We start from the raw sequence: 17,278 nt of genomic DNA on the forward strand, positions 1-17,278 counted from the left end.
GATGAAATATTTTGAAACAATACATGAAAAGAATTCTGCTAGAATCACATTGCTGATTGTGCTGATTTTGCTTTTGTTATTGTTTGTAGTTAAAGGATGTGCTCATATGGACCCTCCAGAAGAGTACGGTGTTGCAGTAAATTTTGGAACAACAGATTTTGGTAAAGGGAATGTACAGCCTAAAAAACCTGTGAAATCTGAGCCTCGAAAAGTAGAAGAGCCGCCGCAACCAGATGTTTCAAAAGCAGAACCTACAAAATCATCTGACACTAAAGAAGAGGTTTTAACTGAAGATAATTCGGAAGCCATAGCCATAAAAAAACAGAAAGAAGCTGAAGCAAAAGCAAAAGCCATCGCTGATGCTAAAGCAAAAGCGGAAGCCGATAGAATTGCTAAAAAAAAGCGAGAGGAAGATGAAAAGAGGAAAAAACTAGATGCTTTAATAGGAGGTGTTAGTAAATCTGAAGGCAGTGAAACTGGTAGTGAAGGCAACGATAATAAAGCAGGCGATAAAGGACAACTAAATGGCGACCCTTATGCACCAAGTTATTTTGGACCAGGTTCTGGATCTGGTAGTGGTGGCGTAGGTTACGGTTTAAACGGTAGAGGACGAGCAACATACAAAACACTTAAGCAAGATTGTAACGAATCTGGAATGGTTATCGTTAGAATTGTTGTAAACAGAAGTGGCAATGTAGTTGAGGCTACTCCTGGAGTAAAAGGCACAACAAATACAGCCCAATGTTTGCTAGTTCCTGCAAAAAAAATAGCCATGTCTCATAAATGGCCAGCAGATTCTAAAGCGCCAGCAAAACAAATCGGTTTTGTTAAGGTAAACTTTAAACTTGGCCAATAAATAATGACGTATCAAGATACATTAAATTGGATGTTTTCTCAACTGCCAATGTATCAAAAACAAGGTAAATCGGCTTACAAAACAGATTTAAGTAATACTATTTTACTGGTTAATCACTTACGGCAACCACATAATGATTTTAAATCTATTCATGTAGCAGGAACAAATGGCAAAGGGTCAACTAGCCATATGCTAGCTTCTGTTTTACAAGAAGCAGGCTATAATGTTGGTTTGTATACATCTCCTCATTTAAAAGACTTTAGAGAACGTATCAAAATAAATGGCAAAGAAGTTAGTAAGTCATATGTTATTGGTTTTATAAAGCGAAACAAAGCTTTTTTCGAAGCAAATCAATTATCGTTTTTTGAAATGACTGTTGGTATGGCATTCGAATATTTTTCAAAAAAGAAAGTAGATATTGCCGTTGTTGAAGTGGGTTTAGGAGGACGATTAGACTCTACTAATATTATTACACCAGAAGTATCAGTCATTACAAATATTGGGATAGATCACACCCAGTTTTTAGGAAATACACTAAAGGCTATTGCTTTTGAAAAGGGAGGAATCATAAAACCAAATATTCCAGTTGTTATTGGCGAAACTCAAAAAGAAACTCAATCTGTTTTTAAAGATTTAGCAAAAAAGAGTAAATCAAACATAGCTTTCGCAGATAAAGAGATAACTGAAGTATATAAATCAGATTTATTAGGAAGTTACCAAATAAAAAACATTAAAACAGTTATCCAATCAATAAAGGAACTCAATAGAAATGGGTATAATATATCTGAAGAAAATATAAAAAAGGGTTTACTGAGTGTTATTAAAAATACAGGATTGCTAGGACGATGGCAAGTTTTAAATAAAAAGCCTAAAGTAGTTTGCGATACAGGACATAACAGAGAAGGGCTGCAATACGTAATGCGACAGCTTTTAAATGAAAAATTTGAGCAGCTTCATATTGTTTTTGGTGTTGTAAATGATAAAGATTTAAATTCAATTCTAGATTTATTACCTCAAAAGGCCACTTATTATTTGTGTAAACCAGATATACCTAGAGGGTTGGATGCCAATAAACTTAAATCTATATTCGATAAACTTAATTTAAAAGGTAAAGCCTACAACTCTGTAAAAGAAGCCTATAAAGAAGCATTAAAGCATGTCAATTCAAACGATTTTGTATTCGTAGGAGGCAGCACTTTTGTGGTAGCAGAAGTAATTTAGTACAATTCCTTTTTTAGACTATATTTGAAAACAAAAAATAAAAACAAAACAAACATTATGAAGAATCTCTTTACACTTTTATTACTAGTTGTAACTACTGTATCATTTGCTCAAGAATCAACACTTTTAAGGCTAAACTATAATAAAGGTGATAAGTATATAATGGAGATGGATATGAAGCAAAATATGGGTGAAGGAGCTATGATTATGGATATGGCCATGGAAATGCCTATGGAAATCATTGATGTTAATGATGGAGTCTATAGTTCAGAAATAGGCTTTAAGAGTATTAAAATGTATATGGAACAAGCCGGTATGAAAGTAAGTTACGATTCGAATCTTAAGGAAGAAGATTTAGATGAAATGGCTAAAATGATGAGTACGCAAATGAAACCTATGCTCGAAACAGTTTTATCTTCTAAAACTAATATCTATGGAGAAGTCTTAGAAATGAAGATGTTAGAAGGAACAGGAAATGCAGACCAGTTTACCAGTCAAGCTGAAAGTGTGGTTTATCCTAAAGAGGCCGTAACCGTTGGGTATTCGTGGACAGCAGAAAAAGATAATAACGGAATGAAAATTAATAGTACTTATACTGTTAAATCTATTAATGATAAAGAAGTAGTAATAGATGTTAAAGGCGATATCTCTGGTTCCTCTACAGGAAGCTTAACGGGTGTTATGAATATTGATAAAGTTTCAGGAGTACCTACTTTATCTACTATTGATATGAATTTTGAAATGATGGGGCAAAAGGTTGTTACTAAAGTTGTTATAGGGATGAAAGAAGTAGAGTAATAGCGCTTTAAATGAATAGTTAGTTTAAGAGTGAAAATTTATTTAATTTTTATTGAAAAAGTTTTTGCAATATTAAAAACTAGGTTATATTTGCAGTCCAATTTAGAGGGCGCGTAGCTCAGTTGGTTCAGAGCACTTGGTTTACACCCAAGGGGTCAGGGGTTCGAATCCCTTCGCGCCCACAAAAAGCTTCCATTACTGGAAGCTTTTTTTATACACTGATATTTATGAATTATTACGTCTATATATTATATTCAAAAACTTTGGATAAATATTATATAGGTTCAACTAAAGATATCGATGTTCGTTTAGAAAAACATTTATCAAACCATAAAGGGTTTACTTCAAAAGCTAAAGATTGGGTATTGAAATATCAAGAAGTTTTTTATTCCAATTCAGATTCTTTAAAAAGAGAATTACAAATTAAAAATTGGAAGAGTAGAAAAATGATTGAAAAATTAATCAACAATAGTATATAGATTGGTTCAGGGCATCCCGATTTTACATCGGGAGTGTCAGGGGTTCGAATCCCTTCGCGCCCACATTAAAAAAGTCCCGATACATTTGCATCGGGACTTTTTTGTATAAGTTTTGTTTTTTCCAGTAAATAATACTAATAATAAGTATACCTCGCCTAAACTGTAGGGTATACAGTTTAGGTTTGGTATTTAAAACACACTTAAGCCTTTTATCTTTGGCAAATTAATCCCTGCTATTAAAAAGTTGTGTTTATATTATAACAAAGCACGCTTTGTTAATTCATTAACTCGTTTTTTGGAGGTTCTCTCTTAAGCGGTTTGAGATATCTTTATAATCTTTTGCTATTTCTATAATGGCATTAAAAACTAAAATATTTTTGCTGAATCCGTTTTTAGTATTTCTGACGGTTTGAGAGTCAACATTTATATTATTAGTAGAAAGTTTAAGAATTACTTTTGCTGTATATTCTTTAGGTAGATGATTTATGAGTAAATCTTTTAAAGCGTCCTGTTCTTTCTTAGAATGCACATCATATAATGTGTATAATTTGTTTAAATTTGTCATAACTTGAGTGAAACATGAGTAGATTTATACAAATATATACAAATAATTAAATAAAATAGTAAAAATTTAATTATTTGTATAATTCATATTGATTCTAAATTATGAGTTTTGAAGATAAACTAAGACAATTAGTTAAGACTAAGTATAATAAATTGAGTGATTTAGCTGAAAAATTTGATATGAATTATTCCCAGCTTTCTCAGTATATTAATGGTAAAAAGGTATCCTTAGATTTTTTAAATAAAATAATAGAAGAGTTTCCTGAAGCAGATCTTAATTGGTTATTAAGAGATGACAATATTAATGATAATAGAGTGCAAGAACAAAGCGAATCTTACAAAGCTGTATTAAATAATGAGCAAATCATTAATAAAATAGAAGTGCTGTTAGATGATTTGAAAAATCAGATAGCAAAAGAATAATTATTATAAAACGTTTGATGTTTTTGTAATATTTATTTTAATGGTGAGAGTAACTTCATAAAAGCTTTCGCCAATAAAAATAATTTCATTATTTTTATTAAAATCTCTCATTTATGGATAGTAGTAGCATTAAAAATGTATACAAAGAAATATTTAAATCCTACGAAAACCCATCCTTAGAAAAGCATATTGAAAAGATTAAAGAACTAGATGTTTATCTGCCATATAGCTCCACTTTTTTTTGCATTACTAATACTCAAGATTTAAGTTTTGAATTTATAAGTAAAAATATGAATGCCTGTTTGGGTTTTGATATTAATGAATTAAAAACCCGTGGTATGAGATACTTTTGGAGTAGAATGCATCCAGAAGATTTAGATTTATGGCTTAAGGCTTTAAATGAACTTATGAATTTTACTTTAAACGATATTAATATTACTGAAAGAAGTAAAATGTGTTATACTTGGAATTATCGGATTAAAGATGCAAAGGATAACTATGTTAACGTGGTACAAAATACAACACCTCTTGAGTTTGATAGTGATGAAAAACCTATAATTGGACTAGCTCATTACACCGTACTAGATTCTAAAATAAAACTAGATATTACCGCTACAGCTAAATTATTAAACAAAAATAATGAATACGAAACGGTATATTTTAATAACTTTTCGCAGAAACTACTTACTAATGGTATTAGCAACAGAGAGCGTGATATTATTAGATTATTGGTCTTAAGCCATTCAAGTAAAGAGATTGGGGAACGGCTTAATATAAGTTCTAACACAGTTGATACTCACCGTAGAAACATTCTTAAAAAATTAAATATATCTTCAACAGGAGAGTTAGTTGGGATGCTTAAAATGAATAAGAATTTTGTATAAATACAGTAATTACTCAAATTGAGTATTGCATAGTATTTAATATTCATACATCTTTGTAATGCTATTAATTAATTCTTAAGGAGAATTATTTTAGGTATCTGACTATAAACCAATAATCAGATACCTTTTTTTTAATATATAGATGTTAGATTAATTCTAAAACTCTTTCTAAAGCCATACCACGAGATCCTTTAATTAATAGTGTAGCATGTACTATTTGAGAAAAGCTAAAGTCATCTTTAAAGTTTTCATATACTTTATACTGTTGGACTTTGGCAGAATTACTTTCTGATTTATAAAAGTTTTCGCCAATAAGAATAATTTTATCAATATTTAAAGAAACAGCCAAATCTGTAATATTTTGATGCTCTTGTTCTGCATCATTACCAAGCTCAAACATATCTCCAAGTATGGCTATTTTGTATCCTGTTTGCTTTTCAAAATTAAGTAACGCTGCACGCATACTTGTAGGGTTAGCATTGTATGCGTCCAAGATAATTTTGTAATCCCCTTTATTAATTATTTGCGAACGGTTGTTAGTTGGGGTGTAGTTTTCAATAGCTATTTTTATGGATTCAGTTTCTACTTCAAAATATTCCCCTATTGCAATGGCTGCTGCAATGTTATTAAAGTTGTAATCTCCTATAAGTTTACTTTTTATGGTTATGCCATTATATCTGCATTTAACAAATGGTTGCGCATCAATAAAATCAATAGTAGTATTTGCTAAAGTATTATTCCCAAAAATAACTCTTTTAGCATCATTTGTTTTTTCAAGTTGAATGGCATCATTCCCATTAACAAAAATAGTTTTATCATTAGCAATTAAATAATCATACATTTCGCTTTTACCCTTAATGACGCCTTCAACGCTTCCAAAACCTTCTAAGTGTGCTTTTCCAAAATTGGTTATATAACCATAGTCTGGTTTGGCAATATTGCATAAAAATGCAATTTCTTTTAAATGATTTGCTCCCATTTCTACAATTCCAATTTTAGTATTTGAATTCATAGAAAGTAGGGTTAAAGGTACCCCTATATGATTGTTTAAATTACCAATAGTGGCAGTTGTGCTATTTTTTTGAGATAGTACTGCGTTTATTAGCTCTTTGGTTGTGGTTTTTCCATTGCTGCCAGTTAAAGCTATAATGGGAACATTTAAAAATGTTCTATGATAAGAAGCTAACTCTTGAAGCGTTTCAAGCACATTATTTACAACAATAGTATGAGTTGAGGTGTTGTATTTTGCTTCATCTATAACTACATATTTTGCACCTTTACTTAAGGCTTGTTCTGCATAAACGTTTCCATTAAAATTATCGCCTTTAAGAGCGAAAAAAATATCGTTTTTTTGAATTTTCCTAGTATCAGTGCAAACCGAATTGCACTCTAAGAAAAGACTATGTATTTGATCTATTTTCAATATGTAGTATCTTAATAAATTATATAAATTAAAAGTATTAAAAAAGTCCTAACAAATGCTAGGACTTTTAAATATATTTATTTGAAACTTTTTAATTTTTTGTTTTGTTTTTAGACTTGCTTTTTGAGCCTACACGAGACATAGCACATCTAAATCCAATATAGTCTGTAGCCATATCTTGCGGGAAATAACGTCTTTGAGCTGGATCTAGCCAGTATTCTCTGTCTTTCCATGAGCCTCCTTTGTAAACTCTAACCTCATCATTAATTAAAGAAGATCTATTATCGTTTTTATCGTATTCTCTAATAATATTTCCTAATGAATCTCTAGAAATTGAGTGTTTTGGAGAATTATACATTAGACGAGTTTCAGTATCAGATTTGTCTCCTGATTCTAAATCTTCATCATCGTTAAAACTTTCAAAGTTACGAGAAGAACGTCTATCTCCATCTCTAAAGTTTATAGCATTACTCTTATCAAAGTTAGTTCTTAAATAAGTTTCGTTTTCATCAACTGGAACTTGTAGAATTTCACCAGGTAAATTTCTAGCAACTACTTTTCCGTTAGAAAGCGTATCGTAAACAATATCATCAGAAGTAACTACTTTTACAGAGCCATCTTCGTTAATAGCATTTTTTGTATAAACATTACCACGGTAATAGTTAAAGTCGTTAAACTCATCATCAACAATAGGTCTGTATACATCTGCTACCCATTCGGCTACGTTACCAGCCATATCATATAATCCAAAATCGTTAGGATCGTATGATTTAACAGCATTAGTAATATCAGCACCATCGTCTGACCAACCTTGAATTCCGCCGTAATCTCCTTTTCCTTGTTTGAAGTTAGCTAATTGATCACCACGAACTTTACGTTTTCCTGAGCGTGTGTATTGACCATCCCATGGATATTTTTTTCTACCTCGATAAAGGTTGTAGCTTCTAAGTTCGCCTAATCCTAGAGCAGCATATTCCCATTCAGTTTCGGTTGGTAGCCTGTATTTTGGAGAAATGATACCAGTTTCGCGAGTAGCATAAACACCAGTTTCGTTACCATCGGCATCAGTTCTTACATTTCTTTTATTACGCCCGTCACCATTTATGACTTCTTCATTTCCACCATAAGTTAAAGTAGGCGCGTTAATATATGTATCTGTACTAAAAGTAGCATCAGCATTTACATCCAAAGTTTTAGCATCTCTTTTTAAATACCCAGCTTTTTCTAAGTAAAATTCGTTAACACGGTCTGATCTCCAATTAGCAAACTCAACAGCTTGAATCCAACTTACACCAACAACAGGGTATTCAGCATAACCTGGGTGACGTAAATAGTTTTCAGTCATAATTTCATTAAAACCTAAACGATTTCTCCAAACTAAAGTGTCTGGTAAAGCACCATGGTAAATAGCTCTAAAATTATCGTCTGTTGGCGGATAAACACGTTTAATCCAATCTAAGTATTCTAAATACATTACATTGGTAACCTCAGTTTCATCCATGTAAAAAGATTGAACATGCTGTTGCGTTGGAGTATTATTCCAATCATGCATGACATCATCTTGTACTTTTCCTTTTGTAAAAGTTCCTCCTTCTATGAAGACTAAACCTGGGGCAGTTTCTTGTTCTTTAAAATTGGTATTGTATTGAAAACCACCTTCTCTGTCGTTGATTTGCCACCCTGTTGCTCTAGAACTATTCTTTGAGCTCGAAGATTTTTTACAACCAATAGCGGTTACAGATAGTGCTAAAACTACCATAACCTTTAGTGCTACTACTTTTTTCATATCCATACGTTTAAGTAAGCTAATAATATTTTTGGTGCTGCAATATAAGAATTAAACCGAATAACACAAGCAATTTTTTGCATTTTAACCAAAAAAATATGCATTTCACCCTATTTTTTTAACATTACAACGATGTTTTTGGTGTTTTTCATCATTGTTTTGTGTTTAATAAACGCGTGTTTTACTAATTTATTATTGTATTTTTGCTATGGTTTTTAAATTTGTTATTTTTTTTAATAATAACATGTTACAAAAGCCGTTATTCTAGCGATGAAAGAAAGAATTTTACTTTTATTTTTAATTATTTCTGCAACAATGTTTTCGCAGCAAAAAAGGTTTACCGTTAATTGGGATGGTTACCAAACCATTTCTGGCGGAAACTATGAATTAAAAATACCAGCTTTTAACACTGATAATTTTAGTTTTGATTTTAATGAAGGTTTGCTATTTGTTGCACAATGGGAAATTTCAAATGCAATAAACGAATCTTCAATATCTATTAGTAATGTTAGTTATGCTACAATTTCAAAAGAAGAATTAAAGGATTTAAAAATCAATACTATTGGTAGCGAAATAAAATTTGCTTTAAAAAATTCAAAAGCAAGGACGCAACAATTTGCTTACTTTCAATTAACCCCTATTATAAAGGATGCCAATGGTAATTATAAAAAAGTACAATCTTTTCAAATAAATTATAATACAAATACTAGTAATGTATCTTTGTTTAGTAAGGGTAATGGTGTATCTGGAGTAATAACAAACTCAGTATTAAGCTCTGGAGAATGGTTTAAGTTTTATGTAGATACAACAGGTGTATTTAAAATTTCTAAAAGTTTTTTACAAGATTTAGGAGTAAACGTAAATAGTATAGATCCAAGAACTATAAAGTTATACGGAAATGGTGGATGCATGATTCCGTATTCTAATGGCGTACCCTATCCTTTCGATATTACCGAGAATGCTATAAGGTTTATTGGAGAAGAAGATGGTGTTTTTAATAATGAAGATCATATTTTATTTTATGCCCAAGGACCAAAAGAATTTAATTCAGAAAGTAATACCAATATTAATTGCTATACCGATAAAACTTATTATTATATAAATGTAAGTTCTGGTTCTGGTAAACGTATACAGCCTATGATTCAGCCTATAGGGAATGCTGATTTGGTTATTGATACTTTTGAGGATTACAAATTTCATGAAATAGATGAATATAATATTGCTTTTTTAGGTAGGAGATGGTTTGGAGATCGATTTGATATTGAAAACGCTAAAACTTTCGAGTTCGATTTTCCTAATTTAGTTACGTCTAGTCCGATAAATCTTAAAGTATATGTAGCATCGGCATCTTCAACACAAAGTAGTATGCAAATTAGTGTTAATGGGAGTGCCGTTTCAACACTATCAATTGGAGGGTCGTCAAGCCCGAGTTTAGCTAGTGAATCGTCTTTTATTGGTAACGTAAATGTAGCTTCATCTAATATAAGTGTAGATCTTAATTATGACAACCAAGGAAACCCAAGTGGTTTAGGGTATTTGGATTATATTTCAATTGAAGCGACTAGAGCCTTAAGTTTTACAGATAAACAATTTCAATTTAAAAATAGTGCAGTTGTATCAGCTTCAGGCATTGGGCAATATAATATCTCAAATGCATCACAAGTTTCTGAGGTTTGGGATGTAACCGATTTGTATAACGTAACAAGTTATGCTAATGATGATGCAAGTAATAACCTGTCTTTTATGTCAACCTTAGGATCACTTAAAACCTATGTTGCTGTAACACCATTAGATTATTTTGAACCAAAAGTAGGTGATGACAAAAGAATAAGTAATCAAAATATAAAAGGTACTATTTTCCAGAACAGTAGTGGCCAATTTCAGGATATCGATTATATTATTATTGCGCCAAATAATATGTATAATCAAGCCGAACGATTAGCTCAAATAAATAGGAATCAATATGACTTGAATGTTAAAGTTTTAAGATTGAGTGAAATATATAATGAGTTTAGCACAGGAAATCAAGATGTTGGAGCAATAAGGAATTTAGTAAAGTATGTTTACGATAATGCCAGTACACCAGAAAATAGAATAAAGTATTTGTGCTTATTTGGAGATGGCTCATTTGATTATAAAGATAGAATTGCTAATAATACCAATATTATGCCTTCATGGTATTCGTACAATAGTTTTAATCTAACCAATTCGTTTGTTTCAGACGACTTTTATGGGATGATGGATGCAAATGAAGGAACGATGGCTACAAGCGATAAATTAGATGTGGCAGTAGGTAGAATACTAGCCGAGACTCCACAACGAGCCAAAGAAATGGTTGATAAAATAGAAAGTTACTACGTAAAAGAAGCTTTCGGAAGTTGGCGTAATAATTTTGTAGTCATTTCAGATGATGTTGATCAAGATTGGGAAGGCATTTTACAAGAAACTACAGATAATGTAGGGAACACTGTTAATCAAGAAAAGCAATTTATGAACGTAATTAAAATTCATACTGATGCTTTTAAACAAGAAGCCTCAGCAGGAGGGAACAGGTACCCACAAGTTACAGAATCTTTAACTAATGCTATAGACAATGGTGCATTAGTGGTTAATTATTTTGGGCATGGTGGAGAGGAAGGATTGGCGCAAGAACGTATTCTAACGAAACCTGATGTAGAAGGCTTTAGAAATTTTTGTAAACTCAATTGTTTTGTTACGGTAACTTGTGAGTTTACTAAATTTGATAACCCTTTTAGAGATACTGCTGGAGAGTTTACCTATTGGAATAAAAAAGCAGGAGCGATTGGTTTAATTACAACTACAAGGCAAGTGTTTGTCAATTTTGGAATCACCTTTAATAATGAATTAGAGCAATACTTATTTTCGTTTAATGATACTGATAATTTTGAGGATTATGAGTATCCATCAATGGCAGAAGCTTTAAGGTTAACAAAAAATTTACCATCAATTTCAAATCAAAGTCAAAGGCGCTTAGTGTTTTTTATTGGAGACCCTGCTATGAAATTAGCATTTCCTAAGCCAAACATTAGGTTAACAAGAATTAACGATGTGCCTGTTACTCAAGCTACAGATACTTTAAAAGCTCTAAGTTATGTAAAACTAGCAGGAGAAGTTACAGATGTTTCAGGTGCTATTTTAAGCAATTATAGCGGAACACTTTCAACAACTATTTATGATAAGAATATAAATAGACAAACATTGGCAAATGATGGTACTAGATTAAATGGGCAATTAGTACAATTAGACTTTGAAACTTTAGGAGAAATTATTTTCAGAGGACAAGCTTCAGTTACTAATGGTCAATTCGAATTTGATTTTGTGGTACCAAAAGATATTGGTATTCCTGTCGGTTTTGGGAAAGTTAGCTTCTATTCAAAAAACGAAGAGCTGCTTCAAGATCAATCAGGTGTTAGCCTTAATACTGTTAGAATAGGAGGTTTAAACGAAAATGCGGCTGAAGATAATATAGGGCCAGTAATTACGCTTTATATGAACGATGAAAACTTTGTGTCAGGAGGAATTACAAACGAATCACCAACATTATTAGCTAAATTGGAAGATGATAATGGTATTAATACGGCAAGTGGTATCGGTCACGATATTGTGGCCATTATAGATGGAGATGAAACCAACCCATTTATATTAAACGATTACTATCAAACCGAAGTTGATGATTATAAAAAAGGCGTTGTTTCATTTCCTTTTAGAGATTTAGAACCAGGACTTCATACTTTAACTTTAAAAGCTTGGGATGTTTATAATAATTCGTCAGTTACTGAAATTCAGTTTATTGTACACGATAAAGATGAAGGGTTGGTTATAAACAATGTTCTTAATTACCCAAACCCTTTTGTAAATTACACAGAATTTTGGTTTAATCACAATAGTTCAGACCCTTTAGACGTTTCTATACAGATATTCACCGTTTCAGGAAAATTGGTAAAAACACTTAATGGTCAAACCAATGCAGGGACAAAAACAACTAGCTCATTATCTCGAGATATTGTTTGGGATGGAAGAGACGATTTTGGAGATAAAATAGGAAAAGGTGTATATATATATAAGCTAACAGTACGGTCTAGCTTGCTAAATAAAAAAGTACAAAAAATAGAGAAACTTGTAATCCTCTAAGAAAAAATTATATTTGTTAAATAAAAACTAATTCATGAAGAAAGGAATATTGCTATTAATAGGGTTTGCCGTTTTTTTTAAAGTTGATGCTCAAACAACAATAATACCGAATGATGATTCTAGAGTTATAACAACCGGACTTCCATTTGTTTTAATAGCCCCTGATGCACGCGCAGCATCCATGGGAGATATGGGTGTAGCAACATCAGTTGATGCATTTTCACAACAATGGAACCCATCAAAATATGTGTTTTCAGAAACTCAATCTGGTATTGGAGTAAGCTATACACCGTACTTAAGTAAATTGGTTAACGATATCTTTTTAGGAAATGTCACCTATTTTAATCGATTGGATGAAAAAAGTTCATTTGCAGCTAGTTTTAAATATTTTTCGTTAGGAGATATTGAGTTTGTTCAAGATGAGTTTTCCGACGCTTTAATTCAAAGACCAAATGAGTTAACAATTGATGTATCATATGCTTTAAGATTAGCAGATCAGTTTGCTATGTCTGTAGCTATGCGTTATTTACGTTCTGATTTAAGACTAGATACAGGAAATAATGATACAGCTGCTGCAAACACATTCGGAGTAGATATTTCTGGATTTTATCAAGGAGAAGAGGAAGCTTATAACGATTTTAACGGACGTTGGAGAATGGGCTTTGCTATTCAAAATATTGGACCAAAGTTTAAATATGATGAAGGCGGACAAGAAAATTTTCAGCCAACTATGTTACGTTTAGGAGCTGGGTTCGATTTTATATTTGATGATTACAATAAAATTGCTGTAACCGCTGAGGTTGGGAAGTTATTGGTGCCAACACCACCAATGTTAGGAGATGAGTATAATTATACAGATACTAATGGTAATGGAGTTTATGATGATGGTGTTGATACTTTAGGTAGCAAAACTCAAGATGATGTTATAATTAGCGGACAATCTCAAGATGTTAGCTTTTTATCTGGCATGTTTCAATCTTTTGGAGACGCTCCAGGTGGGTTTAGTGAAGAATTAAAAGAGTTTACTTGGTCTCTAGGTGCAGAGTATTTATATCAAGATTCTTTTGCCTTTAGAGCGGGTTATTTTAATGAAAGTGAAGAAAAGGGTGCGAGAAAATTTTTAGCACTCGGTGCAGGGTTTAAATACAATGTTGTTAATATAGATTTATCATACCTATTTTCAGCATCTAAAGTGCAAAGCCCTTTGGAGAACACGTTACGTTTTTCGTTAACATTTAATATTGGTGCCGAGACTTATAACGAGTTTTAATCAAAAGTTAAATAATTTTATAAAAAACTATTGTCATAAAGCAATAGTTTTTTTGTTTATATTGGTATCATGATTTTATTCAACATTGTGTAGTTTATGAAGGAAGTAAAAATTGAATCAACACTTTATGTCTTTGAAGACTTAAGTGAGTTGCCACAAGATGTTATAAAGTTAATGCATAAAGCCATAGAGGCAAGAGAAAAAGCCTATGCGCCATATTCAAGTTTTCACGTTGGTGCAGCAATTCTTTTAGATAATAATGAAATAATTACAGGAAGCAATCAAGAAAATGCTTCTTACCCATCAGGGTTATGTGCAGAACGAACAGCTATTTACTATGCAGGAGCAAAATACCCAAAAGCAAAAATAATAAGAATGGCTATTACTGCCGGTTCTAAAAAAAATAAAACAACAAACCCTATTCCGCCATGTGGTGCCTGTCGACAAACTATTGCCGAATATGAAGTAAAGCAAGACACACCAATTGAAATTTATTTTATGGGAGAAACAGGCAAAGTAGCAAAATCTAATTCATTGGCAAATTTGTTGCCATTAGTGTTCGATAAATCTGTGCTATAACGTTTTCGTTTAAAATTTACTATTTTCAGCTTTTTCATTAATGACTAAAGTATTACTTTTGTTATTCGTTTATTAAATTAACGCTAGCAATGCAAAAAATAACTAAGGAAGTATACCTCAAATGGTATGAAGATATGTTGTTCTGGAGAAAGTTTGAGGACAAATTAGCTGCAGTATATATTCAACAAAAAGTAAGAGGGTTTCTTCATTTATATAATGGTCAAGAGGCTGTTTTAGCAGGTGCTTTACATGCTATGGATTTGACTAAAGATAAAATGATTACGGCTTATCGTAACCACGTACAACCTATTGGTATGGGGGTAGATCCTAAACGTGTTATGGCAGAACTTTACGGGAAAGCTACAGGAACATCTCAAGGTTTAGGAGGTTCAATGCATATATTCTCTAAAGAGCATCGCTTTTATGGAGGGCATGGTATTGTAGGCGGACAAATTCCTTTAGGAGCTGGTATTGCTTTTGGAGATAAATATCATGATAGTGATGCTGTAACATTATGCTGTTTTGGTGATGGTGCTGCGAGACAAGGCTCGTTACATGAAACTTTTAATTTAGCAATGCTTTGGAATTTACCAGTAGTGTTTGTTTGCGAAAATAACGGCTATGCCATGGGTACATCAGTTGAGCGTACAGCAAATCATACCGATGTTTGGAAACTAGGTAAAGGTTACGAAATGCCTTGTGGGCCAGTTGATGGAATGAATCCTATAAAAGTTGCTGAAGCTTTTGATGAAGCTATTCAAAGAGCGCGTAAAGGTGGAGGGCCAACATTTTTAGAACTTAAAACATATCGCTATAGAGGGCATTCAATGAGTGATGCACAGCATTATAGAACTAAGGATGAAGTTGAAGAATACAAGAAAATAGACCCTATTACACAAGTGAAAGATATTATTCTTGAAAAGAAATATGCTACAGAAGCAGACATCAAAGTAATTGATAAACGTGTTAAAGACTTAGTTTCTGAATGCGAAAAGTTTGCAGAAGAATCTCCATTCCCTGACAAGAATGTGATGTATGATGTTGTTTACGAACAAGAAGATTATCCATTTATTCAACATAAAATATAAGCTATGGCAATAGTAGTAAATATGCCGCGTTTAAGCGATACCATGGAAGAAGGAACCGTAGCGGCTTGGTTAAAAAAAGTTGGTGATAAAGTTGAAGAAGGCGATATTTTAGCCGAAATAGAAACCGATAAAGCCACTATGGAGTTTGAGTCATTCAACGAAGGAACTTTACTTCATATTGGTGTACAAGAAGGTGAAACTACTAAGGTTGATGAGCTATTAGCAATAATTGGAGATAAAGATGAAGATATTTCTGGGCTATTAAACGGGAATACAGAAGTTGCTAAATCTGATGTAATTCCAGAAGTAAAAGATGAGCCTAAGGACGTTTCAGATGTTGACTTTACTGAAGAAGTAAAGCAAGACTTGCCAGAAGGTGTTATAGTTGTAACCATGCCACGATTAAGTGATACCATGGAAGAAGGAACCGTAGCAACTTGGTTAAAAAAGGTAGGTGATACTGTTGAAGAAGGCGATATTTTAGCCGAAATAGAAACTGATAAAGCCACTATGGAATTTGAATCTTTCCAATCTGGTACTTTATTGGAAGTTGGATTACAAGAAGGAGAATCTGCGAAAGTAGATGCTCTATTAGCAATTATAGGTCCAGCAGGAACAGATGTTTCTGGTGTGGCTGCCAATTTCTCGACAACATCTTCTGCTGATAAAAAAGATGAAGCTCCCAAGACTGAAGCTGAAAAGGAAACACCTAAAGTTACTACTACAACTGAATCAAAAGCTCCAACTCCAACTCCAATTACAGAGAACGGGCGTTTATATGTATCACCTCTTGCTAAGAAATTAGCTGAAGAAAAAGGAATTAACTTAACTAAAGTAAAAGGTACTGGTGAAAACGGACGTATAGTTAAGCGAGATATTGAAAATTACGAACCAGCAGCTTCTGGAGCATCAGTTGGTAAATTTGTCCCTACAGGTCAAGAAGATTTTGATGATGTTACTAATTCGCAAATGCGTAAAGCCATAGCTAAAGCATTAACAAACTCTAAATTCACGGCACCGCATTATTATTTAAGTGTGGAGTTTGATATGGAGAATGCTATAGCGTTCCGTGCACAATTCAACTCAATACCAGATACTAAAATCTCATACAACGATATTGTTGTTAAGGCCTGTGCTTTAGCTTTAAAACAACATCCACAAGTAAACTCTCAGTGGTTTGCAGATAAAATGCGCTTAAACAACCACGTACACATTGGTGTTGCAGTTGCTGTGCCAGATGGTTTAGTTGTACCGGTTGTTAGGTTTGCTAACGAACAAAGTTTACCTCAAATTGGGGCAGCGGTTAAAGACCTTGCAGGAAAAGCTAGAAACAAAAAATTAACACCTGCAGAAATGGAAGGTAGTACATTTACAGTTTCTAACTTAGGGATGTTTGGTATAGACACATTCACATCTATTATTAACCAACCAAACTCGGCTATTCTTTCTGTTGGGAATATTGTAGAAAAGCCAGTAGTTAAAAATGGGCAAATTGTGGTTGGAAATACTATGAAATTATCTTTAGCTTGTGACCACAGAACAGTTGATGGTGCTACTGGAGCTCAATTTCTCCAAACATTAAAAGGGTACATTGAAAACCCAGTTACTATGTTAGTATAATATATACCATCCTGAATTTAATTCAGAATTTTATAAAAAAATTAAAAACCTGTTTCATTAATTTGAAACAGGTTTTTTGTTTTTAAATAAGCGATTTAACTACCCAAAGGGGTAGGTGATTTCTTTTTTTTGTTT

At 32.6% G+C, this 17,278-nt stretch carries 14 protein-coding genes and 1 tRNA gene; 12 read left to right on the plus strand and 3 right to left on the minus strand.

What is annotated here, in order from left to right; genetic code table 11:
• The first annotated feature begins 1 nt into the window (after position 1).
• The 5 genes from M3P09_RS03675 (at position 2) to M3P09_RS03695 (ending at position 3,354) form a co-directional block, all read left to right on the plus strand.
• The gene (locus M3P09_RS03675; protein WP_249972070.1) at positions 2-856 is read left to right on the plus strand and encodes an energy transducer TonB; all 855 of its coding nucleotides are present in this window, start codon (positions 2-4) and stop codon (positions 854-856) included.
• A gap of 3 nt (positions 857-859) precedes the next feature.
• Complete coding sequence (locus M3P09_RS03680) at positions 860-2,077, plus strand: bifunctional folylpolyglutamate synthase/dihydrofolate synthase (RefSeq protein ID WP_249972071.1); 1,218 nt, start codon at positions 860-862, stop codon at positions 2,075-2,077.
• A gap of 57 nt (positions 2,078-2,134) precedes the next feature.
• Positions 2,135-2,875, plus strand: a complete 741-nt coding sequence (locus tag M3P09_RS03685) for a DUF6263 family protein (RefSeq protein ID WP_249972072.1) — start codon at positions 2,135-2,137, stop codon at positions 2,873-2,875.
• A gap of 107 nt (positions 2,876-2,982) precedes the next feature.
• Positions 2,983-3,057, plus strand: a tRNA-Val gene (locus M3P09_RS03690).
• A gap of 45 nt (positions 3,058-3,102) precedes the next feature.
• Positions 3,103-3,354: a GIY-YIG nuclease family protein gene (locus M3P09_RS03695; protein WP_249972073.1), complete on the plus strand. Its 252-nt coding sequence runs from the start codon at positions 3,103-3,105 to the stop codon at positions 3,352-3,354.
• A 283-nt stretch (positions 3,355-3,637) separates the two neighbouring features.
• Here the strand turns inward: M3P09_RS03695 and M3P09_RS03700 are convergent, their stop codons facing one another.
• The gene (locus M3P09_RS03700) at positions 3,638-3,919 is read right to left on the minus strand and encodes a hypothetical protein (protein ID WP_099564572.1); all 282 of its coding nucleotides are present in this window, start codon (positions 3,917-3,919) and stop codon (positions 3,638-3,640) included.
• Between the two features lie 101 nt (positions 3,920-4,020).
• Here M3P09_RS03700 and M3P09_RS03705 point away from each other — a divergent pair, with 101 nt between their 5' ends.
• Both M3P09_RS03705 and M3P09_RS03710 read left to right on the plus strand, forming a co-directional pair.
• The gene (locus M3P09_RS03705; protein ID WP_099564571.1) at positions 4,021-4,341 is read left to right on the plus strand and encodes a helix-turn-helix domain-containing protein; all 321 of its coding nucleotides are present in this window, start codon (positions 4,021-4,023) and stop codon (positions 4,339-4,341) included.
• Positions 4,342-4,454: 113 nt separating this feature from the next.
• On the plus strand, positions 4,455-5,225 hold the full coding sequence (locus M3P09_RS03710) for a LuxR C-terminal-related transcriptional regulator (RefSeq protein WP_249972074.1): 771 nt from the start codon (positions 4,455-4,457) through the stop codon (positions 5,223-5,225).
• A gap of 145 nt (positions 5,226-5,370) precedes the next feature.
• On the opposite strand, the gene M3P09_RS03715 is transcribed toward M3P09_RS03710, so the two are convergent.
• Together M3P09_RS03715 and gldJ are read right to left on the minus strand one after the other, a co-directional pair.
• Positions 5,371-6,648 carry a UDP-N-acetylmuramoyl-tripeptide--D-alanyl-D-alanine ligase gene (locus M3P09_RS03715; protein ID WP_249972075.1) on the minus strand — a complete coding sequence of 426 codons (1,278 nt, stop codon included), beginning with the start codon at positions 6,646-6,648 and terminating at the stop codon, positions 5,371-5,373.
• 91 nt (positions 6,649-6,739) lie between these two features.
• Entirely contained in the window at positions 6,740-8,440 is a 1,701-nt protein-coding gene (gene gldJ / locus M3P09_RS03720; protein WP_199099684.1) for a gliding motility lipoprotein GldJ, read from the minus strand.
• A 264-nt stretch (positions 8,441-8,704) separates the two neighbouring features.
• Between gldJ and porU the strand changes: the two genes are divergently transcribed.
• The 5 genes from porU to M3P09_RS03745 all read left to right on the plus strand — a co-directional run bounded on the left by porU (position 8,705) and on the right by M3P09_RS03745 (position 17,143).
• Entirely contained in the window at positions 8,705-12,586 is a 3,882-nt protein-coding gene (gene porU, locus M3P09_RS03725; protein ID WP_249972076.1) for a type IX secretion system sortase PorU, read from the plus strand.
• A gap of 34 nt (positions 12,587-12,620) precedes the next feature.
• On the plus strand, positions 12,621-13,856 hold the full coding sequence (gene porV / locus M3P09_RS03730; RefSeq protein ID WP_099564566.1) for a type IX secretion system outer membrane channel protein PorV: 1,236 nt from the start codon (positions 12,621-12,623) through the stop codon (positions 13,854-13,856).
• A gap of 96 nt (positions 13,857-13,952) precedes the next feature.
• Entirely contained in the window at positions 13,953-14,435 is a 483-nt protein-coding gene (gene cdd / locus M3P09_RS03735) for a cytidine deaminase (protein WP_099564565.1), read from the plus strand.
• A gap of 89 nt (positions 14,436-14,524) precedes the next feature.
• Positions 14,525-15,523, plus strand: a complete 999-nt coding sequence (pdhA, locus tag M3P09_RS03740) for a pyruvate dehydrogenase (acetyl-transferring) E1 component subunit alpha (protein ID WP_099564564.1) — start codon at positions 14,525-14,527, stop codon at positions 15,521-15,523.
• 3 nt (positions 15,524-15,526) lie between these two features.
• Entirely contained in the window at positions 15,527-17,143 is a 1,617-nt protein-coding gene (locus M3P09_RS03745; RefSeq protein WP_249972077.1) for a pyruvate dehydrogenase complex dihydrolipoamide acetyltransferase, read from the plus strand.
• Positions 17,144-17,278: the final 135 nt, after the last annotated feature.

It is taken from the genome of Jejuia spongiicola (assembly GCF_023502325.1).
In the GTDB taxonomy this organism is placed as follows: Bacteria; Bacteroidota; Bacteroidia; order Flavobacteriales; family Flavobacteriaceae; genus Wocania_A; species Wocania_A spongiicola.